The 23687-nt window shown below is 66.7% G+C and carries 22 protein-coding genes and 1 pseudogene; 9 read left to right on the top strand and 14 right to left on the bottom strand.

The window, feature by feature from the left end; translation table 11 throughout:
* The first annotated feature begins 123 nt into the window (after window positions 1-123).
* Window positions 124-1110, top strand: a complete 987-nt coding sequence (locus ABD791_RS09985; RefSeq protein ID WP_345065660.1) for an ABC transporter substrate-binding protein — start codon at window positions 124-126, stop codon at window positions 1108-1110.
* A gap of 324 nt (window positions 1111-1434) precedes the next feature.
* Here the strand turns inward: ABD791_RS09985 and ABD791_RS09980 are convergent, their stop codons facing one another.
* From ABD791_RS09980 to ABD791_RS09945, 8 genes are all read right to left on the bottom strand, one after another.
* Window positions 1435-2460, bottom strand: a complete 1026-nt coding sequence (locus ABD791_RS09980) for a phosphotriesterase family protein (protein ID WP_345065657.1) — start codon at window positions 2458-2460, stop codon at window positions 1435-1437.
* Window positions 2457-3461, bottom strand: a complete 1005-nt coding sequence (locus ABD791_RS09975; protein WP_345065655.1) for a shikimate dehydrogenase family protein — start codon at window positions 3459-3461, stop codon at window positions 2457-2459. The genes ABD791_RS09980 and ABD791_RS09975 overlap by 4 nt, the downstream gene beginning before the upstream one ends.
* Window positions 3458-4102, bottom strand: a complete 645-nt coding sequence (locus ABD791_RS09970; protein WP_345065652.1) for a bifunctional 4-hydroxy-2-oxoglutarate aldolase/2-dehydro-3-deoxy-phosphogluconate aldolase — start codon at window positions 4100-4102, stop codon at window positions 3458-3460. The genes ABD791_RS09975 and ABD791_RS09970 overlap by 4 nt, the downstream gene beginning before the upstream one ends.
* Before the next feature lie 4 nt (window positions 4103-4106).
* Window positions 4107-5063 carry an NAD(P)-dependent oxidoreductase gene (locus ABD791_RS09965; protein WP_345065649.1) on the bottom strand — a complete coding sequence of 319 codons (957 nt, stop codon included), beginning with the start codon at window positions 5061-5063 and terminating at the stop codon, window positions 4107-4109.
* Window positions 5063-6562, bottom strand: coding sequence for a xylulokinase (gene xylB / locus ABD791_RS09960; RefSeq protein WP_345065646.1), 1500 nt, complete (start codon window positions 6560-6562; stop codon window positions 5063-5065). Before xylB ends, ABD791_RS09965 begins: the two co-directional genes overlap by 1 nt.
* 4 nt (window positions 6563-6566) lie before the next feature.
* Window positions 6567-7184 (bottom strand): glucose-6-phosphate isomerase family protein, encoded by a 618-nt coding sequence (locus tag ABD791_RS09955; protein ID WP_345065643.1) that lies wholly within the window; start codon window positions 7182-7184, stop codon window positions 6567-6569.
* 207 nt (window positions 7185-7391) lie between these two features.
* Complete coding sequence (locus ABD791_RS09950) at window positions 7392-8249, bottom strand: GntR family transcriptional regulator (protein WP_345065640.1); 858 nt, start codon at window positions 8247-8249, stop codon at window positions 7392-7394.
* 13 nt (window positions 8250-8262) lie between these two features.
* Entirely contained in the window at window positions 8263-9237 is a 975-nt protein-coding gene (locus ABD791_RS09945) for a ribokinase (protein ID WP_345065637.1), read from the bottom strand.
* Between the two features lie 174 nt (window positions 9238-9411).
* Here ABD791_RS09945 and ABD791_RS09940 point away from each other — a divergent pair, with 174 nt between their 5' ends.
* Window positions 9412-10068 (top strand): transaldolase family protein, encoded by a 657-nt coding sequence (locus tag ABD791_RS09940; RefSeq protein WP_345065634.1) that lies wholly within the window; start codon window positions 9412-9414, stop codon window positions 10066-10068.
* 170 nt (window positions 10069-10238) lie between these two features.
* Here ABD791_RS09940 and ABD791_RS09935 read toward each other — a convergent pair whose 3' ends face one another.
* Window positions 10239-10673: an RbsD/FucU family protein gene (locus ABD791_RS09935; protein ID WP_345065631.1), complete on the bottom strand. Its 435-nt coding sequence runs from the start codon at window positions 10671-10673 to the stop codon at window positions 10239-10241.
* A 106-nt stretch (window positions 10674-10779) separates the two neighbouring features.
* Here ABD791_RS09935 and ABD791_RS09930 point away from each other — a divergent pair.
* Window positions 10780-11382, top strand: a pseudogene (locus tag ABD791_RS09930) (BCCT family transporter); the annotation flags it as partial.
* Window positions 11383-11763: 381 nt separating this feature from the next.
* On the opposite strand, the gene ABD791_RS09925 reads toward ABD791_RS09930, so the two are convergent.
* The 5 genes from ABD791_RS09925 to ABD791_RS09905 all read right to left on the bottom strand — a co-directional run bounded on the left by ABD791_RS09925 (window position 11764) and on the right by ABD791_RS09905 (window position 17314).
* Window positions 11764-12444, bottom strand: coding sequence for a FadR/GntR family transcriptional regulator (locus ABD791_RS09925; RefSeq protein ID WP_345065629.1), 681 nt, complete (start codon window positions 12442-12444; stop codon window positions 11764-11766).
* A 355-nt stretch (window positions 12445-12799) separates the two neighbouring features.
* Complete coding sequence (locus tag ABD791_RS09920; RefSeq protein WP_345065625.1) at window positions 12800-13729, bottom strand: ABC transporter ATP-binding protein; 930 nt, start codon at window positions 13727-13729, stop codon at window positions 12800-12802.
* A complete protein-coding gene (locus tag ABD791_RS09915; RefSeq protein ID WP_345066177.1) occupies window positions 13726-14715 on the bottom strand; it encodes a putative F420-0 ABC transporter permease subunit in 990 nt (329 codons plus the stop codon). The genes ABD791_RS09920 and ABD791_RS09915 overlap by 4 nt, the downstream gene beginning before the upstream one ends.
* Before the next feature lie 206 nt (window positions 14716-14921).
* A complete protein-coding gene (locus ABD791_RS09910) occupies window positions 14922-15932 on the bottom strand; it encodes a putative F420-0 ABC transporter substrate-binding protein (protein ID WP_345065623.1) in 1011 nt (336 codons plus the stop codon).
* Window positions 15933-16276: 344 nt separating this feature from the next.
* A complete protein-coding gene (locus ABD791_RS09905) occupies window positions 16277-17314 on the bottom strand; it encodes a LacI family DNA-binding transcriptional regulator (RefSeq protein WP_345065620.1) in 1038 nt (345 codons plus the stop codon).
* A 135-nt stretch (window positions 17315-17449) separates the two neighbouring features.
* On the opposite strand from ABD791_RS09905, the gene ABD791_RS09900 reads away from it, so the two are divergent.
* The 6 genes from ABD791_RS09900 to ABD791_RS09875 are packed head-to-tail and all read left to right on the top strand — an operon-like array spanning window position 17450 to window position 23613.
* Window positions 17450-19090 carry an ABC transporter substrate-binding protein gene (locus tag ABD791_RS09900; protein ID WP_345065617.1) on the top strand — a complete coding sequence of 547 codons (1641 nt, stop codon included), beginning with the start codon at window positions 17450-17452 and terminating at the stop codon, window positions 19088-19090.
* Window positions 19091-19132: 42 nt separating this feature from the next.
* Window positions 19133-20074: an ABC transporter permease gene (locus ABD791_RS09895; RefSeq protein WP_345065614.1), complete on the top strand. Its 942-nt coding sequence runs from the start codon at window positions 19133-19135 to the stop codon at window positions 20072-20074.
* Window positions 20071-20898, top strand: coding sequence for an ABC transporter permease (locus tag ABD791_RS09890; RefSeq protein WP_345065611.1), 828 nt, complete (start codon window positions 20071-20073; stop codon window positions 20896-20898). Before ABD791_RS09895 ends, ABD791_RS09890 begins: the two co-directional genes overlap by 4 nt.
* A complete protein-coding gene (locus ABD791_RS09885) occupies window positions 20898-21704 on the top strand; it encodes an ABC transporter ATP-binding protein (RefSeq protein ID WP_345065608.1) in 807 nt (268 codons plus the stop codon). The genes ABD791_RS09890 and ABD791_RS09885 overlap by 1 nt, the downstream gene beginning before the upstream one ends.
* The gene (locus tag ABD791_RS09880) at window positions 21701-22531 is read left to right on the top strand and encodes an ABC transporter ATP-binding protein (protein ID WP_345065605.1); all 831 of its coding nucleotides are present in this window, start codon (window positions 21701-21703) and stop codon (window positions 22529-22531) included. Before ABD791_RS09885 ends, ABD791_RS09880 begins: the two co-directional genes overlap by 4 nt.
* Window positions 22528-23613 carry a C45 family autoproteolytic acyltransferase/hydrolase gene (locus ABD791_RS09875; protein ID WP_345065602.1) on the top strand — a complete coding sequence of 362 codons (1086 nt, stop codon included), beginning with the start codon at window positions 22528-22530 and terminating at the stop codon, window positions 23611-23613. The genes ABD791_RS09880 and ABD791_RS09875 overlap by 4 nt, the downstream gene beginning before the upstream one ends.
* Window positions 23614-23687 lie beyond the last annotated feature (74 nt).

Raw genomic sequence — 23687 nt, 5'->3', positions numbered from 1 at the left:
GGGCATTTTCTGCTCATCCGAGCAGTTCGGTCACGAACGTGTATCTACGTGGCCTTTTGGGTCGGCGACCCCACTAACCTATTCGAATCGGCAGAGCTGCCGATCATGACGATGGAGTTATAAATGGGGATTTCCAAGAGTGCCGTATTCGTGGCGGGGGCCGTTGCCGCCGCTTTGATCTTCACCGGATGCTCGGCCGACACGTCGACGACAGAGGCCGGCGGGGGCTCGTCGGACAAGCCGTACATCGCCCTGATCTCGAAGGGGTTTCAGCACGAATTCTGGCAGGCCGTGAAGAAGGGCGCCGAGCAGAAGGCCAAGGAACTCGACGTCACGATCACGTTCGAAGGCCCGGCCTCCGAGACCGAAATCGACACTCAGCTGCAGATGCTGCAGGCGGCCATCGACAAGAAGCCGGCCGCGATCGGCTTCGCACCCCTCGACCCGGTCGCGTGCGTTCCGCTCTATGAGGCGGCCGAAGCAGCAGGCATCCCGATCGTGCAGTTCGACGCCGGCTGCGACAGCGACTACGCGCTGAACACCGCCAAGACCGACAGCCTCGCTGCCGGTGCGCTGGCGGCCGACAAGATGGCCGAACTGATCGGTGAGAAGGGCGAGGTCGGCATCGTCGGCCACACCCAGATCAACTCGACCGGTGTCGACCGTCGCGACGGCTTCGTCAACCAGATGAAGAGTGCCTATCCCGACATCACGATCGTCGACATCCAGTACGGCGACGGTGACCACCTCAAGTCGGCCGACATCACCAAGGCCATGATCGCGGCCCACCCGAACCTCGCGGGCCTTTACGGCACCAACGAGGGTGCTGCCGTCGGTATGGTCAACGCGCTGAGCGAGCTGGGGCTGAAGCCCGGCCAGATCACCGCCGTCGGCTTTGACTCCGGCCAGGCCCAGATCGACGCGATCAACAGCGGCCTGATGGCCGGCGCGATCACGCAGAACCCGATCGGAATCGGCGAGTCGCTCGTGCAGGCTGCAGTCGACGCCATTAACGGCAAGACCCTGGAGAAGACCACGGACACGGGCTTCTTCTGGTTCGACAAGACCAACATGGATGACCCGGAGATTGCCCAGGTTCTCTACAAGTAGTCGGCTACTCACCGAACAGGGCGCTCGTGCTTCGGCGCGGGCGCCCTTCTCTGTGTTCGTTCGTGCTCACGCGTGCGCTCAAATCGTCGCTCGGAGGGCAGGTCGGGCGACGATTTGAGCGCACGCGCGGGTGCTGCGTGGGGCGGAATCCGATCCGCGCCGCGGCGATTCGGCCATCTCGTTGATCGAGGAGCAGCCGACGAAGGAGGCCGCGTCTCGAGATCTCGCGAGCCAATCCCACGAACCGGGGTTGCGTTTGAAGGTCGGCCAGCGCTGTCTCGAGACGCTCGCTGGCGCTCGCTCCTCGACCAACGAGAGAACGGCTCAGGGCGCGCGCGACGGCCCCGACCACGCGAGAAAACGCTGGGGATTGGCGGTCAGCATCTGCTCGACCGCGTCGGTTCCGATGCGTGCCCGCAGCTGCGGCAGATAGCGCTCGCCCAGGTAGGCCAGGCCGGGCATGCCGCCGTAGGCCAGGTATCGGGTGCGCCGTGCGACATCGCCCCCGAGCAAGATCTGAGCGGATGCCCCACCCTCGACGACCGCGGAGGTCAGGTCGAGAAGTTCGGCGTCGCTGCGCGTGCGCGGCCGGGCCATACCGTCGTAGCCGAGCCAGGCGCCGCGCGCGGCCAGCTCGAGGTGCAGCGCCGGATTCGGATCGCGGTCGGCATGGGCGAGCACGACACGGTCGGCGGGAACCCCGTCGATGGCCAGAAGATCGAGTGCCTCGTGTGCCGCGGTGCAGAACTCAAGGTGCACCATCACCGGGGCGCCGGTTTCGACGTGCGCGGCGGCGACGGCCTCCAGGGTGGCCCGTTCGAACGGGGTGATCGACCAGTAGCCGATTCCGGCCTTGATCAGGCCGGCCCGCACTGGTGCGCCGGTGTCGTCGGAAGCGCGGGGGTTCTCGTCGTCGATCAGGGGACTGTCGTTCCGGGGCCCGCCATTCTCGGCCCCCTCGTTCCTGACCACGTCGCGCCGCGGCATCCCGTGCAGCAGCTCGTCGAGGTATCGCTCGGCCCGCTCCGATGCCGACAGGCCGCGGATCGGGTGATCAGTCGGGTAGTGCGCTTCCCGGTGCGCCCCGGTGGTGGCGACGATCGCGAGGCCGGCGGCCAGGCTGATGCGCGCCAATGCCTCGGGATTTCGGCCGAGGCCCGACGGGGTCGCGTCGATCATCGCGTCGAATCCGCTCGCTACCAACAGTGCGGCCTCCGCGCCGGAGGCCGCCTCGTCGTCGAGCTCGTCACCGGGCAGCAGCGGGCTCACCTGAAACAAGTGCTCGTGATAGTTCACCCGGCCGAGCAGCGCCGGGTCGAGATCACCGCGCACGGTGCGCACGAAACTCATCGCGTCGCCGCTGCCGCCTCGGAGAGGGCCTGAACCAGTTGCTCGTTCAGTTCGACTCCGAACACCTCGGCGATCACCTGCGACCAACCGTGAATGAAGTAGCGCCAGCCGTCGACGACAACAAGGTTGCCTGAAGCCTGCTGCGCTCGCGCCTGGGCCAAGAACTCGAGGCTTCCGCGGTAGTTGAACTCCCAGACCACTGCCTGCGCCGGAAAGCTGGCGCCCTCGGGTACCGGGGAACCCGGGCGGTCTTTGCCGAGGCCGCTGGCGTTGACGACGAGGCTGTGCGGCGGTGCGGCTGCGAGGAGATCGCGCGTCACCTCCGGGCTGTCGGCGAGCAGATAGCTGATCAGTCCGGCGGGAGTTCCGCGGCGCGCGTGTACAGCGGCCAGGTGGTCGAGGCGCTCCTGGCTGGTGTCGGTGACGACGATCGACGCCGGAGCGTCGGCGCGTTCGGCCAGGTACCAGGTGAGGGCCGTGCCGGCGCCGCCTGCGCCGAGGCAGACGACGTGCCCGCCGGTGCGGGCGAAGTGATCGTTCGAGAGAAACTCGCCGGCCGCGAGGCCGACGGTGATCGGGTCCTTGGCATGGCCGATCAGTTCGCCCCCATGTTTGGAGATGCTGGACACCTCGCCGCAGAGGCGACCGAACCGGTCGACCTCGTCGAAGAGCGTGCCGGCCGCTTCGTAGAGACCCATCTTGTGGGTGGTGACAAGTGCGCCGCGGTGATCGGGGTCATCCCGAATCTGTTCGACAAGCGCCCTGTACTGCTCGGGCGTCGCGTCGAGCGGCAGATCGTGGCCGATCAGCCGGTCGGTGGGGAGACCGAGAATCTGGGCCCAGGCCGGAAAAATCGTCATGATCGACGACTGGGCGGTGCTCACGCCGACGAAGCCCATGTATCCGGCAGAGAGGCTCGTGCTGGTCGAGAAGCTCGCGCCGTTGGCCGCGCTCGTGCCGTTCGACTGGTTCGTACCGTGGGTGCCTGCGTCGCCGCTCATGCCGCGGCCCCGGTCTCGGATCCCAGACCGCTGAACAGGCGAGCCTTGCGCTCGACCTCGTCGAAGCGCCCGGCCGCGAGGTCGGCGGCCGATACCAGGTCGCCCCCGGCGCCGACAGCGATGGCGCCGGCCGCAAACCACTCGTCGATATTGCTCGGAGTGACCCCGCCGGTCGGCATCAGCGGCACGTGCGGGAACGGGCCGCGCAGCGCCTTGAGAAACCCGGGGCCGCCGAGGGAGGCCGGGAAGATCTTGACGACATCGGTGCCGTAGTCGACGGCGGCCATGACCTCGCTGGGGGTCAAAGCGCCCGTCATCACGACGAGCCCGGTCGCCTTCATCGCGGCGGTGAGCTCGGGCCGGGTGCCGGGACTGACCAGAAAGCGGGCGCCGGCCTCGGCGGCATCCGTCGCCTCGATCGCGGTCGTGACGGTGCCGGCGCCGAGGTAGATGCTCGCGCCGTAGCGGGCCGCGAGCTCACGGATAACGGCGGGCGCGTCGGGTGTCGAATAGGTGATTTCGAGGCCGGTCACGCCACCGGCGACGAGCGCGTCGGCCGCCTGCAGGGCCACGGCGGCAGAGGGGGCGCGCACGACGGCGAGAATGCGGGTGCGGGCGAGCAGGGCAAGGGGGTCGGTCATCGACTCAGCCTTTCGGGGTAACGAGATGGGGAGGGGTGTCGCCCGCGAGAACCGCGAGCAGGTTGGTCACGGCGATCGAACCCATGTTGTCGACGGCTTCGACGGTTTGGGCCCCGAAGTGCGGGGTCACGAGCACCCGGTCGGCGAGGTCGTCGGCCAGCAACGCCGAGGCATCGCCCCGGGTGTCGCCGGCCAGGGTGTCGGCCGCAAACGCGGCCACGGTGCCCGCCCGCAGCGCGTCGGCCACGGCGTCTTCGTCGATGAGATCTGGCCGGGCCGTGTTGATGATCACCAGCCCGGGGCGGGCGGATGCGAGCCAGACACGTGTCACGATCGTGGCTCCCCCCGGAGCGTGCAGGGTGATCACATCGCAGTCGCCGGCCATCGCCGCGATGCTCGACGGGGTTGCGCCGGCCTCGATCAGCTGTGCGTCGCTCTGCCAGGGGTCGTGGGCGAGAATGCGGGAGCCGAAGCCGGAGAGACGTCGCGCGACGCCCTGGCCGATGCGCCCGAAACCGACGATGCCGACGGTGAGCGAGCCGAGTTCCCTGCCGCGAAACACCGACCAATCGCCGGCACGCACCCGGCGGTCGCCGAGGGTCGTGCCGCGAAGTGCGGCCAGCATCAGGCCGACCGCGTGGTCGGCGACCGCATCGCTGTTGGCGCCTGGGGTGTTCGTCACGATGATGCCGCGCTCGGCGGCGGCCTGCACGTCGACGGCCTCGAAGCCGACGCCGTAACGGGCAACAACACGCAGATTCGGCGCCGCGTCGAGGTGGGCGGCGGTCACCGGGCCGGTGCCGGCGACCCAGCCGACGGCATCCTGCAGCAACGGCCGCAACGCATCCAGTGAATGGTCGGCCGGTCCAGTCACGACGCAGTGCCCGGCCGCGGCCAGGCGGTTGACGAGGTCGACCGAGCCGGAGGAGAAGGAGCGGCTGGTCGCGAGAATCGTGCTCATCAGTTGCCCATTCGTTTCGCAAACCAGGGTTCGAGGCGCTGGTAGCCGTCGGTGAAGAGGGCGTGGCGTTCGAGGTAATCGGTGTGGCGGGAGGCGTCTGGCGTGAACTCGGCCGTCACCTCGGAGAGGTCGCGCGCCGCGCCGAAGTCATCGACCAGGCCGAGCCCGACGGCAGCGGTCACTGCCGCGCCCAAGCTGTTGCCCTCTTCGACAATCGTGCGTCGGCGCACGGTCACGCCCCAGATGTCGGCCATGATCTGCAACCAGACATCGCTGGCGGCGCCGCCGCCGATCGCATCGACGCGTTCGATGGGTGCGCCAGACTCACGGAAGGCCTGGATGCAGCTCAGCAGGTTGAACGCCACGCCCTCCAGCACAGCCTTGGCCATTTCGGCTCGGCCATGGTGTCGAGAGATGCCGAGAAACGCGCCGGCGGCATCGGGGTTCCAATGCGGGGAACGCTCCCCGAGGAGGTAGGGGAGAAAGTAGAGCCCTCCGGTGGCCGCGTCGGCGGTCGATGCTTCGGCGACGAGGGTCGACAGCGCGGCGCCCGACGGTTCGGGGGTGACCAATTCGGTGACCCACTGCAGCGCGGCGCCACCGGCCTGCATCGTCGCGGTCGGCACGAAGCTGCCCGGAACGACGTGATTGAAGGTCATGGTGCGCATCAACGGGTCGTGCACGGGCGTGGTGCTCGCGAACGAGATCCAGGAGGAGGTGCCGAGGCAGACATAGGCACCGTCTTCGGGCGCGACGACGCCGGCGCCGACCGCGGCGATCGGTCCGTCGCCGCCACCCATCACGACGCGCGTGCTGCGATTCAGGCCGATCAGGTCGGCGGATGCGGCGGTGAGCGTGCCGAGGATGTCGGTCGAATCGAGAATCTCCGGAAAGATCGAGGCGGGCAGGCCCGCAGCCTCGATCAGCTCGGTCGACCATGCGCCCACGCTTTGGTCATAGGCGTTCGTGCCAGACGCATCCGATCGGTCGGTGGCGAGGCGACCGGTGAGTCGGTGGGCGATGAAGTCTTTCGCCACGCAGAAGTGACGCACGCGCTCGAACACATCGGGTTCGTTGTCGCGCACCCACATCACCTTCTCCAGCGAGTAGGTGGGGTTCAACCGGTGGCCGAGCAGTGCGTAGCCGCGCTCCTGGCCGATGCGGCGCTCCAGCTCGGCGGTCTGCGCGGTGCTGCGGGTGTCGGCCCAGATCAACGCGGGCCGCACTGGGAGGTACGCGGCGTCGAGCAAAACGGCGCCCATCATCTGGCCGCTGACCGTCAAGCCGGTCACGTCGGACGGGTTGACTTCCGAGCGCGTGATCAGGGTGCGGGTGGCTTCGACTACGGCGTTCCACCAGTCCTCTGGGTTCTGCTCTGCGGAGCCGCCCGATCCGAAGTTCACGCCGTAGCTGACGGTGATCGCGGCGACGAGGCGCCCGTCATCGTGGTGCAGAGACGCCTTGTTTCCGGTCGTGCCGAGGTCGTGGGCGATGATCATGGTGTCAGTCCCCGGAGTATGCGACGAACTCGACGCCCGTGTCGGTGCCGGTGTTGCCGTTGGCGGCGGTGTTGTCGTCGGTGGCGGCCAACACGCGCAGGCCCATGCCGTGCTCCAACACCCAGCCGTAGTCGTGGCCGGCCCCGCCCGGGTAGACGGCGAGAAAGGAGTACGGCTCGGAGCCGATGTTGATGCTGCGGTGCGCCCAGCCGGGCGGCATGTAGCCGATCGTGCCGGGCGTCATCTCGACCCAGCGGGTCTCGGCGCCGTCGAACATCAGTAGTCCGCCGCGGCCGGAGATGCCCAGGTAGATCTCGCCCTGGTGGTTCGGGTGCTGGTGGCCCTTGGTCATCCAGAGTTCTCCGCCGGTGGCACCTGGCTGGATCGTGGTGATCGACTGCGGCAGTTCGCGGTCGACTTCGGGAACCTGCGAGGAGACGACGGAGTAGACGACGGGGTCGCCGTCGGCAACGGCCTGCTCCCAGGCGGCGCGGTCACGGAACAACCCTTCGAGGTCGGACATGCGACGGGTCAGGGTCGGGCCTTCGGGGCTGAGAGTTCCCGCCGCCGGGTCGAACCGGATGCTCATCGGGGGAACGGGAAGGGGGGAATACTCTGACACGGCGGTCTCCTCGGTCGGTGTGCTGCTGCTCTGCGGCAAATTCACCCTACCTGTAATTACAGGCAGCCTGTAATTACAGGTTGAAAATCAGGGCCGGTCTCCGAATCCGACCCGGCGTCGTGACGTTCCCCACTCGTCGAACTGTGTCACATGACGGGTTTTCGCACGCGGAAACGGTCATGTGGCACAGTTCGGCGCCGGGTCTGGCTAGCTGGTGCCGGTATGCCGCAGCGCCGCCGTGCTCTGGTCGTCCGGCGATGCGGTGAGCTGAAATTCGAACCGGCTGCGGTCACCGCGGTGGTAGGCGATGAAATACTCCATCGGGCGGTCGAGCTCGTCGTAGCCGACGCTGCGCAGCACGAGAAGAGCCTGGCCGACATTCACGCCGAGCAGGGCGCTCTGCTCCGGATCGGCCGAGGAGGCCTCCGCCGAACGCACACCGCGCACCGCGCGCACGCCGTGCGTCGCGAGCAAGGCGTACAGGGACTGGTCGCGGAGATCTTCGTTGAGCACCAAGGCACCGACCTCGTAGGGCAGGTAGGTGGTGGTCCACGACCACGGCTCGCTGTCGATGAACCGGAGCCGGTCGATGGCGACGACCGGAGTCGAGAGCGCGACGCCAAGGGCATCCGCTACCTCATCGTCGGCGGGAACCACCTCTTGCCGACGCACATCGCTGTGCACGTGCCCGCCGCGGGCGGTGACTTCCTCGAAGAGGCCGGTGAGGGTGTGCACGAGGCTCTCGGGGGTCTTCGGGTAGGCCACGAAGGTGCCCTTGCCCTTGACCCGGTCGATGACACCCTGATGTTCGAGCTGCGACAGCGCCTGGCGCACCACGGTGCGGGAGACGCCGAACTGTTCGCAGAGCCTGTGCTCGCCCGGCAGCACGTCGCCGGGGCGCAGGTTCAGGCGCGCGATGTCCTCGATGATGCGGTGTTTGAGCTGGTGGTACATCGGCAGCGCGGAATGGCGGTCGAGGTCTCCCGTATCGCCCAGGGTGTCGCCGCGGGTATCGGGTGTCGGCGTCGCATCGGGCTGCGCGGCAAGCAAATCAGCTGTGTTCATCAGTGGGCCTTTGTCATCGGGTCAGTTGTCGTGCAGAGGCGAGCAGTGCGTCGACATCGTCACGGTGGGGGAGGCTGGGTGAGGCTCCGCGCTTCGTGACGGTCAACGAGCCGGCCGCGATGGCCCGCTCGATGGCGTCAGGAAGCGGATAGCCGAGGGCGAGGGAGGCCCCGAGGTAGCCGGCGAATGCATCGCCGGCCGCGGTCGTGTCGACCGCGGTGACGGGGATGGCCGCGAATCGCACCACATCGTCGGCGGAGACCAGCACGGCACCCGCCGCGGCCATGGTGATCAGGGCATAGCGCGCGCCGCGCGTGGTGAACCAGCGCCCGGCTTCAATGGCGGATGCCTCGTCGGTCACGGCGATCCCGGTGAGGATGGTGGCCTCGGTCTCGTTGGGAGTGACGATGTCGACCAGCGGCCAGATCGCATCGTCGAGCACTGCCGCAGGGGCGGGGTCGAGCACGACGGTCAAGTCGGCCTCCCTGCCCTTGCGGATGGCGTACTGGGTCAGTGCCCAGGGAATTTCGAGCTGCGTGAGCAGCACCTTCGAGGTGGCACCGTGCTGGGCGAATGCGGAGTCGATCTGGGTCTCGCTGAGGGCCGAGTTGGCCAGCGGCACCATCACGATGTCGTTCTCCCCCGAGTCGTCGACACGAATGTGCGCGATGCCGGTCGGGCCGCCAACCGCGCGCACGTGGTCGATGTTGACGCCGGCGGCGCGGAGGCCGTCGGTGACCAGATTCGAAAAGAGGTCGGTGCCGACGCAGGCGACCATGCGCGCCGAACCGCCGGCGAGGCCGGCCGCCACCGCCTGGTTGGCGCCCTTGCCGCCGAGCACGAGCGTGAAATCGTCGCCGAGAATCGTCTCACCGCGGGCCGGGAGACGGCGGGAGAAGGTGGTGAGGTCGGCGGTGATGCTGCCCACAATGAGCACACCTCCGACTTCGGAGTGCGCGGCGGCGTCCGACAACGTTGTCTGGCTCATGAATCCCTTTCACAGTTCCGGCGCCCTCAAATGCGGCCATGTGGACGCCCAGCCCCGGCATTAAGTACATTAGCGGACAGGAATGAGTGGAGCGCGGCTGATTTTCGGTGCCGTCGCTCGCACGCGCTCAGAATCGATGCGGTGCCACCTGCACCTCAGAAGGAGAGTTTGGCCATGCCTCGCGAGATCCGTTTTTACGCCGACAGTGCAGTCCTCACCGAAGTCGGTGAGCTGCTGGCCGACGGCCTGGTTCATGGGGTGACAACCAACCCGACGATTCTGGAACGCGCGGAGCGCGGAGTGCGCGACATCCCCGCACTGTATGCGCGCTGGGAGGGCGAGGGCGCCGAGGAGATCTTCTTCCAAGCCTGGGGTGAGAGCAAGACAGAAATGCTGCGCAACGCACACAGCATTCTCACGCTCGGCTCGCGGGCGGTCGTCAAGGTTCCGGCGACCCGGATCGGTTTCGCCGCGGCCAGCACGCTCGTCGCCGAGGGGGCAAGCGTGCTCGTGACCGCGGTGTATTCACAGGCGCAGGCGCTCGCCGCTGCATCGATGGGCGTGCGCTATGTGGCGCCGTACCTGGGCCGGCTGAAGGATGCCGGTCGGGACGGAGTCGCGGAGATCGCCGCCATGCAGCAGCTCATCGCGGGCACCGGCACCGAGGTGTTGGCGGCGAGCCTGCGCACCCCCGCCGATATCATCGACCTCGCTGCTGCGGGGGTGAGCTACTTCACCGCGGCCCCTGCGGTCATCCTCGCCGCGCTCCAGAGCGATGTCAGCGATCGATCGGCCGAGGAGTTCGAGGCCGCGGTGCGTCGCGGCCTGTAGGCGCCGTGCGGGCGGCGGTTCCGGTCGCTGCCCGGAAGGCCGTCGCGCGGGTCGGGCGCCGCTGCGCGCGTTGGCGCCGACCGGCGCAGCGGCGCCGAACCCGCGCAGCACGTCTGACCGGCCCGGCCGAGGGCATCCGTTCTGAAGCGAGGCCTCGTCGACGGATGCGGTTAGTCGACGAAGACGACACCCTTCTGCAGCAAGAAGCAGCTGTACGGCAGCGTTTCGAGGATGTGCACGATTGCGTAGGCGTTCTTCGCGCGCTGATAGAAGTCGAGTCGGGGAATGATTCCGAACTCGAGCGGGCGGTCGTGCGCGGCGCGCGCCAGCTCCAGCACGGCAGCCTGTGACTCCGTCACGATGCTCGGATCGTCGTCGACCTCCATCCGCTCGAGCGGCGTCTCGACGTAGGAATCAAGGGGAAACACGCTCAGGATGGCCTCCAGCGCGCGCACCGCGGTGGCTTCGCCGAGCCGGATGACCGGACGCCCCGACGCGAATGCCGGGTAGTTGCGGTCGACGAGGAGCAGCTGGTCGCCGTGTCCCATGTCGTCGAGAATCTTCAGCAGATCGCCGTTGAGCAGTGGATCGATTCCCTTGAGCATGTGTTCTCCTTCGTTGCAGATGCCACAATCGGCTGCACCAGCCTAGTGAGGCTGCGGTGCACAACCCGCTCTGTCGCCACGCCCACACACTGCGTAGCCTGAGGGCATGGCCGAGACAACGAAAAACTCGATGGTCAAACGCTGGGTATTTTGGCCCGCCGCTGTGGTCGTGGTCGTCTTCGTCACGTTCGCCCTCGTGGCGCCCGACGTGGCCGAGAACCTGTTCAAGTCGATTCAGTCCGGCATCGTCGACACCTTCAACTGGTATTACGTGCTGATCACGGCGTTCTTCGTCGTGTTCAGCCTGTTCCTCGGCTTCAGCCATTTTGGCGACATTCGGCTGGGGCGCGACGACGACAAACCCGAGTTCTCACTGACTGCCTGGTTCTCCCTGCTCTTCGCTGCCGGAATGGGTATCGGCCTGGTGTTCTACGGGGTCAGTGAGCCGCTCAGTCATTTCGCGAACCCACGGCCGGGCGTCACCGGCACGCCGGCCCAGCTCGCGCAGCAGGCGCTGAGCCAGACCTACCTGCACTGGGGCATCCACGCCTGGTCGATCTATGTGATCGTCGGGCTGTCACTCGCCTATGCGATTCACCGGCGCAAGCGGCCGCTTTCCATTCGGTGGGCGCTCGAGCCGCTGCTCGGCAAGCGGGTGCAGGGCGGCTGGGGCAACGCGGTCGACGTCATCGCCCTGGTCGGCACTCTGTGTCTCGAGACCGCGCGAGCCGGTGTTCGAACTGAACCCGAGTTCAAGGATTGGCTCGCGAGATCTCGAGCTTCCGGGCCGCTGCGCGGCATTGTGGTGGACGAATATCACCATTTCGTTGGTCGAGGAGCGAGCGCCAGCGAGTGTCTCGAGACCTCGCGAGCCGACGTTCAAACGCAACCCGAGTTCAAGGATTGGCTCGCGAGATCTCGAGACGCGTGCTCGCAAGCTCGCGCGCTCCTCGATCAACGAAATGGCCCATATACCTCATAGACGCGGCCTCCTGCCTCGGCCGCTCCTCGATCAACGAAATGGAGCACCGACTCCGTCGGGCGCTCCTCGATCAACGAACGTGTTCGACTCCGGCGGTGATCAGCGAAGCTAGGCCGAGGTGGCCGCATCGCGCAGCCACTGCTCGACACCCGAAATGTGCACCACGGTGAGAGCCTGCGCGAGTTCCGCGTCGCCGCGCTCGAGCGCATCCACAATCATGCGGTGCTCGGCCAGCGTGCGATGCACCGAGTTCTCCTGGGTGAGGCCGCGCCAGATGCGGGCACGCACGGTGTGACTCGACAGCGACTCGATCAGGCTCGCCAAGTAGCTGTTGCCGGCCGCCGCTGCGATGGCACCGTGAAACTCGAGGTCGTGGGCGACGAGGCCCTCGACGCTCGTTGCATCGTCGACAGATCCGATCTGTGAGCGCAACTCGTCGAGGATGTCGGGCGTCATGTGCGCTGCGGCCAGGGCCGCGGCGGCTGGTTCGAGGATGCGCCGAACGGCAAAGAGCTCGAGAATCGACGAGTCATCGTGCAGGTCGACGACGAACGACATCGCCTCGAGCAGCAGGCGGGGCTCGAGGCTCGTGACGTAGGTGCCGTCCCCGCGGCGCACGTCGAGCACTCGGATGACCTCGAGCGCTTTCACTGCCTCTCGCATCGAACTGCGGGACAGCCCAAGCCGCTCGCTCAACTCTTTTTCGGGCGGAAGCCGGTCACCAGGACCGAGCGCGCCGGAGATGATCATCTCTTTGATCTTGAGGATCGCTTCGTCGGTGACCGCCATGCAATGATCCTACCTTTGCGCCGGTTGGGTGCTCGCGACGGGACGCGCGCTGCCGAATGTCGCGCTCATTCCGTGCATGGATATTCCCGCCTGCTGGGGTGCCGACATCCGCTCGCATCGCCTCACCCACCCCGCCGAGCTGTGGCAGATGACCATTTCGGGCGCGGAAAACGGTCATCTGCCACAGTTCGGCGAAGGATGTCGGTCGGGGTTCGGGCGCGTGCCTCGACACATCCGCTCGCTCACTCATTTCCCATCCGTCCCACCCCGCCGAGCTGTGGCAGATGACCATTTCGGGCGCGGAAAACGGTCATCTGCCACAGTTCGGCGAGAGAAATGACCCCGGGGAGACCGCCTAGCTTGACGCAGGACAGGATATGGCCACGGCCGCACGCACACTGCCGAGCGTCGCACTCGCGAGCATCGGGCGCCCGGTCAGCGGATTCTCGATCAGCACCGCGTCGACGTTGAAGACCTCCCGAATGAGCTCGGCAGTGAGCACCGCGCGCGTCTCCCCGGCCGCGACGACCCGTCCGGCCGACAACACGATCACGCGGTCGCTGGATGCGGCGGCGAGTCCGAGGTCGTGCAGGGCCGCCAGCACCGCCATGCCATGGGTCGCCAGCCCGCCGAGCAGCTCCAGCGTGGCCAGCTGGGCCTGAATGTCGAGGTGGTTGGTCGGCTCGTCGAGGATCAGCAGCTCCGGTTCCTGAGCGAGAGCCCGCGCCAGTTGTACCCGCTGGCGCTCGCCTCCCGACAGGCTCGTGATCTCGCGCTCGGCATACTCACTCATCCCGACGCGGTCGAGCGCCGAATTCACGATCGAGGCGTCGAGAGCGGAATCATGTGACCAGAGGGAATGGTGCGGGGTGCGACCGAGCGCCACGACCGCCGTGACCGACAGGGCCAACTCGGTGGAGGCATCCTGCTCGACGAGCGCAATGCGGCGGGCGCGCTCGCGCCGCGGCATGCGAAACAGGTCGGTCCCGGCCTGGGTGACACTGCCCTGATCGGGGCGATCGATGCCGGCCAGGATGCGGAGCAGGGTCGACTTTCCGGCTCCATTCGGGCCGACGAGCGCGGTGAGAGTGCCGGCGGGGGCGGTGCAGTCGACGCCGTCGATCAGGGCGCGGCCGTCGACGGTGCGGGTGATGCGGTGGGCTTGCAGGCGTGGGGCGTCGAGCCGCGGCACACTGTCGCGAGGGTCGCGCGGACCGTGCGCCTCAGAACCGTGCGCGTCAGATCCGTGCACGTCAGAATGCGCCTCAGAACGCGGCCTGGTCATGAGATCCTCCGATTGCGGCCGAGCAGCAGGGCGAAAACCGGGGCGCCGATCAGGGCGGTGACGATGCCGACGGGAATCTCCCGCGGATCGAGCAAGGTGCGCGCGATCGTGTCGGTCCAGATCAGAAAAATGGCGCCGACGAGCGCGACGAGCGGGAGCAGTGCGCGGTAGCCGGGCCCGACCAGCAGCCGCACAGCATGCGGCAGGATCAGCCCGACGAAGCCGATCGACCCGCTGACCGACACCATCGCCCCGGTGAGCAAGGCGGTGCCGGCGAGCAAACCGAGCCGCGCGGTCTGCACATTGACGCCGAGTGAGGCGGCGGCGGTGTCGCCGAACGCGAAGGAGTCCAGTAGGCGCCCCGCGAACAACAGGGGCAGGCCCGCGACGGCGAAGCCAACCGCCGCGATCGTGACCGCCGACCAGCCGGCGCCCGAGAGCGACCCCATCAACCAGCTCAAGATCTCGCGGTAGGAATCACCGGTCGCCGTCCAGAAGATCACGAAACTGGTGACGGATGCCGCCAGTGACGACACAGCGAGACCCGCGAGCACCATGCGGGTCGGGGTCAATCGTCCGCCGATGCCGGCGAGCAGCACCGTCAGGGTCAGGGCGAGCAGTGCTCCGACGAATGCCGCGACTGGAAGGAGCAGACTCACTCCGAGCAGCAACACGGCGACGGCGCCGAGCGACGCGCCGGAGGAGAGGCCGAGCAGATAGGGATCGGCGAGCGGATTGCGGGTGAGGCCCTGCATCACCGCGCCGCTCACGGCGAGACCGGCGCCGACGAGTGCCGCGGTCAGCACCCGGGGCATCCGCAGCTGCCAGATGATTCCGTCGCGCAGCGTCGACGACGTACCGTCGCCGATGCCGAGGTGGTGGGCGATGGTCGCCCAGACCTCGCCGATGCCGATGTCGGCCGGGCCGAAGGTGACGGCCACGACAATCGACAGCAGCAGCAGGAGAACAAGAATCGGGGCGATGATCGCGACCCGCCGCGACCCGCCGCCGGGCGGTCGGCGAGCCGGTGCGCGCGTGGCCGGGGCAAGACCCGCGACAGGACCCGCGGCGGACCCCGAGACAGCACCCGACACAGAACCCGCGACAGCACCCGACACAGAACCCGAGACTGAACCCGAGACTGAACCCGAGGTGAGGCCAGACCCGGCCGGCCGCGACGACGCCGCAACCACTAGTCGCCCAGGTTGAGCGCGGCCAGCTGGGTGGACAGATCGGCTGCCGCGTCAGCACTGCGCACGCCGGCTTCGCTGGCCGGGAACGGAATGGTGAGGTAGCGCTGGTTGATCACCGCGTCGAGACGAGCGGTGGCCGGGTTGGCGGCGAGCATTTCTTTCTTCTGGGCCGCGGTGTTCCAGGCGGCATCGACGAGCACGATCACGTCGGGGTTCGCCTCGACGATGGCTTCCCAGCTGTAGGAGGCCCAGGTGTCCTTGACGTCGGCGGCGATGTTCGTGAGGCCGATCGTGTCGAGCAAGAGCTGGGGAGCGCCACTGCCCGCACCCACGTACGGGGTGTCGTCGCCCGACGAGTACCAGAGAGCGGACAGTCCGGCGGTCGATTTCGTGATGCCGTCGAGGGTCTTCTGCTGTGCGGTGAGCAGGGGCGTCGCATCCGTGTGGAAAATCGAGGCGACCTCGCTGATCTCACCGAAGATCTGCGTGAAATCGAGGCTCGTCGGCTTGTAGCCCTCTTCTTTGCAGGCGGCGGGCGAGACGTAGGTGTGCACGCCGAGCGCTTCGAGAGACGCGCGCTCGCCGGCTCCTTCGGCGGAGAAGTTCGACTCCCAGCCCGCGTAGACGAGGTCTGGCTCGGTGTTGAGCACGACTTCTTGCGACGGGAGCTGGTCGGAGAGGGTCGTGAGAGCGGATGCGGAGTCGGCCAGTGACGCAGGAACCGGGCCGTCTTGGAAAGCGGTGCCGACGATGCGATCGCCGAGTCCGAGCGCGAGCAGCATCTCGGTCGACGTGGATTTGATCGTCACGACGCGTTCGGGTGCGGCCTCGAACGTGACCGGAGTGCCACAGTTGTCGACGGTGACCGCAGCGGCGACGGTCGGGGTCTTCGACGGCGTCTGCTGGGCGCCGGAGCCGGCGGTGGTGCCGGTGGCGGCGCATCCGCTCAAGACGACGAGCGCGGTGCCGGTCAGGGCGAATGCGGCAAAAGACAGGGGGGAGCGGGTCATGGAGGTCTCCATCGGCAGTAGGGCACAGGGAATGCGCGGCTCAATTGTCGCGATGACCTGCCGCCCCAAACCGGGACCTGCTCACCGAATCAAAGATGGATTCGGGGGTCTGCAGTCACTCTACACAACGCCGGATCCACTGAACCACAGCAGTTCTGACGCGGTGCTTCGTCGTGGGGCGATCGCGCACTCGCAGGAGCACAGAGATCTGCGACGTAAAGGAGGAGATTCTGCAACACACCGTGCCAGACCGGCGATTTGATTCGGCATGTCGCCGAATCTCCTCCTTTGCGTGCACGAGACGAGCGGATGCCGCACCCGGTCAGCGACGAAAGCGGCGACGGTCAGTTCACATGCCGGTTCGTCGACTCGCGAATCCGCAGCTCATTCTCGATCAGGGGCGGCGTCAGATCGGTGTCGCCCTCGAGTCGGCGCACGAGCAGGGCGACGGCCTCCCTGGCCGTTCGCTCCGGCATCAGATCGACAGAGGTAATGGGCGGCGAGCTGTTTCTGGTCTGTTCGGAATCGGAACCGGCCACGACCAAAACGTCGGCCGGGATCGAGTACCCGGCCTCCTGCAGGCGCGTCTGCAGGCCGGCCGCATGTCGACCGGTCAGGCAGTAGACCGCATCCGGGATCGGCGACTCGCTCGCCAACATCTCCTCGGCGACCGCGCGTCCGCCTGCTTCGCCGGATGTCTCATCCTGGCGGTAGAGAATGACCGGCTGGCCCTGCTCGGCCGCCCAGGACAGGTACGTGGTTTCGCTGTCGATGTTCCAGGAGTTGACGTCGGTTCCCGTGACGATTGCGATGCTCTTCGCGCCGCGTTCGCAGAGGTGCGCGATGATTGCGGCGCAGTCCGCATTCGCGCCAGTGCCGACCCAGTCCGTGAATTCTGGGTGTTCGACATCGCGGCCGACCGTCACCAGGGGGATGTCGTTGCGATTGAGCAGAGCAATCACCGGATCGTTGCCGATCGGGTCCGAGATGACGAACCCGTCGACGGCGAGGGCAATGTCGGGCACCCGTGAGGTCGTGGGATCGCGCACCAGCATCAGGCCGAAGCCCCGATCGAGTGCTTCGACGGCCGCGGCGCCGGCGAAACGCATGAAGTAGTCGACGCCGACCGGCTGATATGAGTCGAGTGAGTCAAGCGGGCGGATGACCAGGCCGAGCACTCCGAGTCGGCTGCTGCGCAGCCCCCTGGCAATGGCGTCAGCGCTGTACCCCATGCTCGCGGCAACGTCGACGACATGTTGCCTGGTGGCCGCAGCAACAACGCCCTTGCCATTCAGCGAATGGGACACGGTCGTGATCGAGACCCCCGCCTGTTTCGCAACATCGTGGATCGTCACACGGCGCCGCCCTTGTCCGCTGTTCACCCCTGCAGACTACAGGAAACCTAGATTTAACAAAACGTTTTGGGATACTGCTCGCACAAAACGTTTTGGTCGGCTATCGTCACAAATCAAACGCTCACGCGATTGCCTCGCGTCATGACCATTGGGAGAAGTTCGATGAAGAAAAGAACCAGAGCATTCGCCGTCCTCGGAGTGATGTCACTCGCCCTGACCGGCTGCGCGAGTGGGCCAACCACCAATTCGACGACCGCACCGGATCTCACCGACCTGTTGGTCACGACGCCCGCCGCCACCGGCGAGCTCGATCTGGCCACCTGGAATCTTCCGTTCGGAGAGCCGGCTTCGCTCGACCCGATCAAGGCGTTCAACTACCCGGAGAACACCGTCGTGGCGAACCTGTGTGAGGGCCTGATGCAGCTGCAGCCCGACTACAGCATCAAGCCGGGCCTCGCCGAGAAGGTCGACAGCCCCGACGCATCCACCTACATCTACACGGTTCGCCAGGGCGTGACGTTCTGGGACGGCCAGCCGATGACCGCCGACGATGTGCAGTACAGCCTGAGCCGCCAGCTCGACCCCAACGAAGGCAGCTACTGGGCCGGCGGAATCGTCGAGAACATCGCCTCGATCGAGAAGACCGGCGACTGGGAAGTCACCGTCAAGCTCAAGGCACCGGACTCCACCTTCAACTCCTACATGGTGACGCCCATTGGAAACATCGTCGAGAAGGCCCACCGCGTGGCAGCCGGCGACGACTACGGCAACCCCACCGGCCAGGTCATGTGCACCGGGCCGTACTCGGTCGGTGACTGGAACCAGGGCCAGAGCATTTCGCTCATCCGCAACGACAGCTACTGGAACGCCGAGAAGAAGGCCAAGACCAAGCAGGTCGACATCAACTTCATCGTGGATGCCGCTGCGATCTCCAATGCACTGAGCACCGGTGCCATCGATGGGTCCTATGACGTGCCGCTCGGCGCATTGAGCTCCCTCGAAAACGCCACAGATGGCGACCTGTTCCTCGGTCGTTCTGTACAGCTCGTCGCGATCATCGGCACCGGACACGGCGCATTCGCCGATCCAGCCGTGCGTCAGGCCTTGATGATGGCGACCGACCGCGAAGCCATTGCCGACACGGTCTTCGAAGGCACGGCGCAGGCCTCCCGCTCACTCATCCCGAACAATGGCTGGGCCTACGGCGACAGCGAGTTCGCCAGCGGTCGCGAGAAGCTCGCCCCCAGCACTGTTGATATCGAAGGCGCCAAGGAGGCTCTGAAGAAGGCCACCGTCGATCTGACTCAGACCATCAAGATCGTCTACCCGTCAGAGCGCAGCTACTACGCCGACATCATCTCCGAGATCTCGAACGGTGCGACGGCCATCGGTCTGAAGGTCGAGCCGGAGGGCATCCCGAGCGCCCAGTTCGGTGCCTTCTTCTCCGACCCCAAGGCCCGTGAAGGTCACGATGCGTTCGTGACCAACAACTACATGGATGTCCCCGACCCGCTGGCCTTCCTGCGCACAATCGTCGGCACGGGAGGCTCGCAGAACTACAACGACTACAGCAACCCAGAGGTCGACAGCCTGCTCGCCGAGGCCGCAGCCGCGAATGACGAGAACGAACGTGCTGCGCTGACCAATCAGATCCAGGAGATTGCCATGGCAGACCTCCCCTGGATTCCGATCGTCGACCCGTCGGTTCGTCTGTTTCTGAACAAGCGGGTCACCGGAGTGCCGGCCTCGTTCGTCTACCTCTACTACCCCTGGGCCGCCGATCTCGGGGCCTCAGGCAAGTAAGTACGGCGTCGTTCACACCGCTGTGAAGAAGGGGTTTTCTCAATGATGTTTGTCCTCCGCAGAATGCTCGCCCTCGCTGGAGTATTGGTGGTGTCGAGTTTTCTCGTCTTCGCCGCGATGTACGCAGCGCCGGGCAGCCCCGAGAACTTCTTGGTGCAGGGGCGCACGGTTTCGCCCGACGTGCTCGCTGCGATCCGCCAACAGTACTCATTAGATGACCCCTTCTTCGTGCGGTTCTGGAACTGGCTCGTCCAGGTGCTCCAGGGCAACTTCGGGCAGTCGCTGGCCAACCGTCAGGATGTCGGAAGCCTGCTGGCCGACCGGCTCCCGACCACCCTGACCCTGGTTCTGATGGCCGCCCTCTTCATCACCTTTTTCGGGATCGGTCTCGGCGTCATCGCCGGTACCAGAGACGGATTCGTCGACAAGCTGGTCATCCTCGGCTCAAGTCTGGGGTTTGCGATCCCGACCTTCTTCGCCGCGCTCATCCTGATGAGCATCTTCAGCGTCAGCCTCGGCTGGTTTCCGGTCTTCGGCTCCGGCACCGGCGTCTTCGACCGAATCTGGCACCTCACCCTGCCCGCCATCGCGTTGGCACTGCCATCGACCGCCGTGGTGGCACGCATCACCCGCACCGCCATCCGGGAGGAACGCGACTCAGAGCATGCGGTGATGGCCCGCGCCAGAGGCGTGCCCGGCAGTCTGGTGTTGCGCCGACATGTGATTCGCAACTCGATGCTTCCGGTCAGCACGATCGTCGGCGTGCACATCGCCGGCCTGATCGCGGGGTCATTCGTGGTGGAGTACGCCTTCACCCTCGACGGCATCGGCACGCTGCTGGTGAACGCCGTGCAGAAGAAAGACTTCGCGGTCGTTCAGGCGATCGCCATCATCATGGTCGCTGCGTTCGGGGTCATCAACCTGCTGGTTGATCTGCTCTACGCCTCCATCGACCCACGAGTACGAGAGGTGCGCACCCGATGAGACGCTTCATTGAACGGATGGGCCCCATCGGCACCGCCGCCGCCGTGCTCGTGCTCGTCGTCGTGCTGGGCGCTTTGCTCGCGCCGATCATCGCGCCATACGACCCGACTGTCGGATCGGTCACCCAGCGCTACCAGGGCCCCAGCCCCGCGCATCTGCTCGGCACAGACCAGGCCGGACGCGACATTTTCTCCCGACTGCTCTGGGGCGCCAGGTCGAGCCTGATCGGCCCGCTCATCGTCGTCTCGGTGACGGCGGTCTTCGGCACGGCGATCGCGCTGATCAGCGTGTGGTGGGGCGGGGCCGTCGACTCGTTCCTCAGCCGAGTGCTCGACTTGCTGTTCGCCTTTCCGAACCTACTGCTGGCCATGCTGGCCATCGCCGTCTTCGGCCCGAGCCTGACCACCGCGGCGCTCGCGCTCTCCGTGGCCTACATCCCATACACGGCCAGGGTCATCCGCAGCACGGCGCTGCGGGAGCGCAACCTTCCGTACGTGCGTTCGCCGCAACTTCAGGGAATCTCGGGCACCACGATCACGGCCAGGCACCTGCTGCCGAACGTCGCGCCGCTGATCGTGACCGGGGCGACGATCAATTTCGGATTCGCCATGATCGAGCTCGCCGCGCTCTCCTTCCTCGGCCTCGGCGTGCAGCCGCCGGCCGCCGACTGGGGGCTTATGGTCTCCAACGGCCAGCAATCCCTGCTCAAGGGGTACCCGGCCGAGAGCATGCTGGCCGGCCTGTGCATCGTGCTCACGGTGGCGAGCCTCGGCTACATCGGTGAACGTTTGGGCGGCCGCGCGGCGGCAGGGAGGAAGGCCTGATGCTTGAAATCACGAACCTGTCGCTCGCCCTGGCGGTCGACCGCAGCTCCATCGAGATTCTGAAAGAGGTCTCGATCAGCGTCGCCGCCGGCGAGGCCGTCGGTCTGGTCGGTGAGTCCGGTAGCGGAAAGTCGATGACCCTGCGCTCCATCCTGCGCACCTTGCCGGCCCGATCTACGCTCGACGGCACCATCACCCTCGACGGTGTCGACGTGTTGGGCCTGCGCGGTGAGGCACTGCGACGGATGCGCGCAGACGACGTGTCGATGATCGCCCAGAACCCGCACGCCGTGTTGAACCCGGTTCTGCCGGTGGTGCGTTACCTCGTCGAGGGAATGCATGACGCGCAGGGGCTGTCGACGAGCGTCGCCCGCCTGCGTGCCGGTGAACTACTGGAGCAGGTCGGCATCGACGCCGTCGACCGGGTGCTCGGCGCCTACCCGCATCAACTCTCGGGCGGAATGCTGCAGCGGGTCGTGATCGCCGGGGCGATCGCCGGAAAGCCGAAGCTGATGCTGGCCGACGAGCCGACCACGGCACTCGACGTGACGACACAGGCCGAAGTCATGGCGATTCTCGATGAGTGCCGCCGCAACCTCGGAATGGCCATGCTCTTCGTGACCCATGACCTCGACCTGGCCGCGGCGGTCTGTGACCGCATCAACGTGATGAAGAGCGGCGAAATCGTGGAGAGCGGGGTCCCTGACCAGCTCAGGGACAACCCGCAGCATCCGTACACCCGCATTTTGATGGATTCGCGGCCACAAGGCATCAACTGGACCCGCACGATCGGAGGCGCCGCATGACCACCCCGGCAATCGTCGTCGAAGCATTGACCAAAACGTTCACGACCGGTCGACCCAAGCAGACGGTGACGGCGCTTGACGCCGTGTCACTGACCGTTGAACCCGGCACCTGCCTGGCTGTTGTCGGCGAATCGGGGTCAGGCAAGACCACACTGGCCCGCATCATCGTCGGGCTCGAGACCGCGGATTCCGGAACCGTGTTGCTCAACGGGGAGCCGGTTGCCCCGCGCGCCAACCGCAAGGAGCTGGGCCGCAGGGCTCGAGTGATTCAGATGGTGTTCCAGGACCCGCAGAGCTCGCTGAACCGCCGGTTGCGCGTGCGCACCGCCGTCGACGAGGTGCTCCAAGCGCACACCTCGCTCGGTCTCGCGGCCCGGCGCGAACGATGCGTTGAGCTCTTCACCCTGGTCGGCCTCGAACCGCGCCACCTCGATGCGCTCCCCGACGAGCTTTCCGGTGGGCAGCGGCAGCGCGTGGCGATCGCCCGTGCGCTCGCCGCTGAGCCGGCGGTCATCGTGCTCGACGAATCGGTGGCGGCGCTCGACGTGACGGTGCAGGCGCAGATTCTGGAGCTATTGGACGAGTTGCGCACCTCGAAGGGCCTGACCTACCTCTTCATCACGCATGACCTCACCGTCGTGCAGATGATCGCCGATTCGGTTGTCGTCATGCGCCGCGGGGTCATCGTGGAACGCGGCGACACGGCATCCGTCTTGCAGAACCCGCAACATCCCTACACGCAGCTCCTGCTGGAGTGTGCGCCCAAACCCGGCTGGAAGCCACAACGCGGCGTGATTCGCGCGCTGCGAGAGGAGATCGCCTCATGACCCTGGCTGTTCCCACTGTCGTACAGATGTTGTCGACGGATGCTTACGAGCGCGGTGTCGAGCGTGGCCTCGCGATTCGCGAGACCCTCGCCGATGCGCTCCGAATCTACTTCGAGCTCTTCGAGGTCGTCGGCATCTCCCCAGACGCGGTGCGGGCGGATGCGCTCACCTCGATCGCGGCGACGGAACGGTGGAGCCCGGCGCTGGTCGAGGAGATGCGCGGAACCGCGGAAGGAGCTGGCGTTGAACTGTGGCAGATCGGTGCGCTGAACGCGCGCACCGAGATTCTGGCCGCGGCGAGTGGGGCGAAGCCCGGCGAATGCTCGACGATCGTGAGCACCCGGGCCGACGCCGTTGGCGCGCAGACCTGGGACTGGCACGATGAGCTGTCGCACTGCTGGCACCTTCAGGATGTGCGGGGCACCCCGCGCAGCTTCGTCGGGCTGACCGAGCATGGAATCCTCGGAAAGATCGGTATGAACGACGCCGGCGTCGGAATCATGTTCAACATTCTCGGGCACCAGCAGGACCGCGCCTTCGGCGTTCCGGTGCACCTCGTCGCCGCCCGGGTGTTGGCCGAAGCCGGCACGCTCGCCGAAGCCGTGGCGATCCTGAGCACCGCTCCGGTGAGCACCTCCAGTGCCATCACGGTCGTCAGCACCGACGGCGCCGTCATCGTCGAGCTGAGCCCCCAAGGCGCCGCGGTGCTGGAACCGCAGAACGGCGCGTTGTTGCACACCAACCACTTTCTGACCGAGCGGCTGGGCGCAGGCGAGAAGCCGGGACTCTACGACCCGGATTCGCAGCTGCGCTATGCGGTGTTGCTCGAGCGGGTCGCCGCTGCGCCGCTGCCGACGAACGCGGCAGAGCTCATCCCGTACCTGGTGTCTCAACCCGGAGACGAAGCCCAGCTCTGCTGCGTGCCGGCGCCAGACGCGGTCTTCGGCGACCGTTGGGCGACTTTGGCCACCGTCACTCTGGATGCCGCGGCTCGCGCGATGACCGTCGCCGCCGGTTCGCCGCTCGATGCGCTGAGCGGGGAGCCGTTGCGTCTGGTTGCGGGAGACGAGTCGGTCCGCTGAGTCTCTCGTTGATCGACCCGAGACCCCCCATTCGACGGAGATTGATCGCAAATCCGGCCAGATTCGGCTAAAAA

Source organism: Glaciibacter kafniensis (assembly GCF_039538945.1).
Classification (GTDB): Bacteria; Actinomycetota; Actinomycetes; order Actinomycetales; family Microbacteriaceae; genus Cryobacterium; species Cryobacterium kafniensis.
Note: the sequence above shows the minus strand (reverse complement) of the source record. Positions and strands in the feature narration are given on the sequence as shown.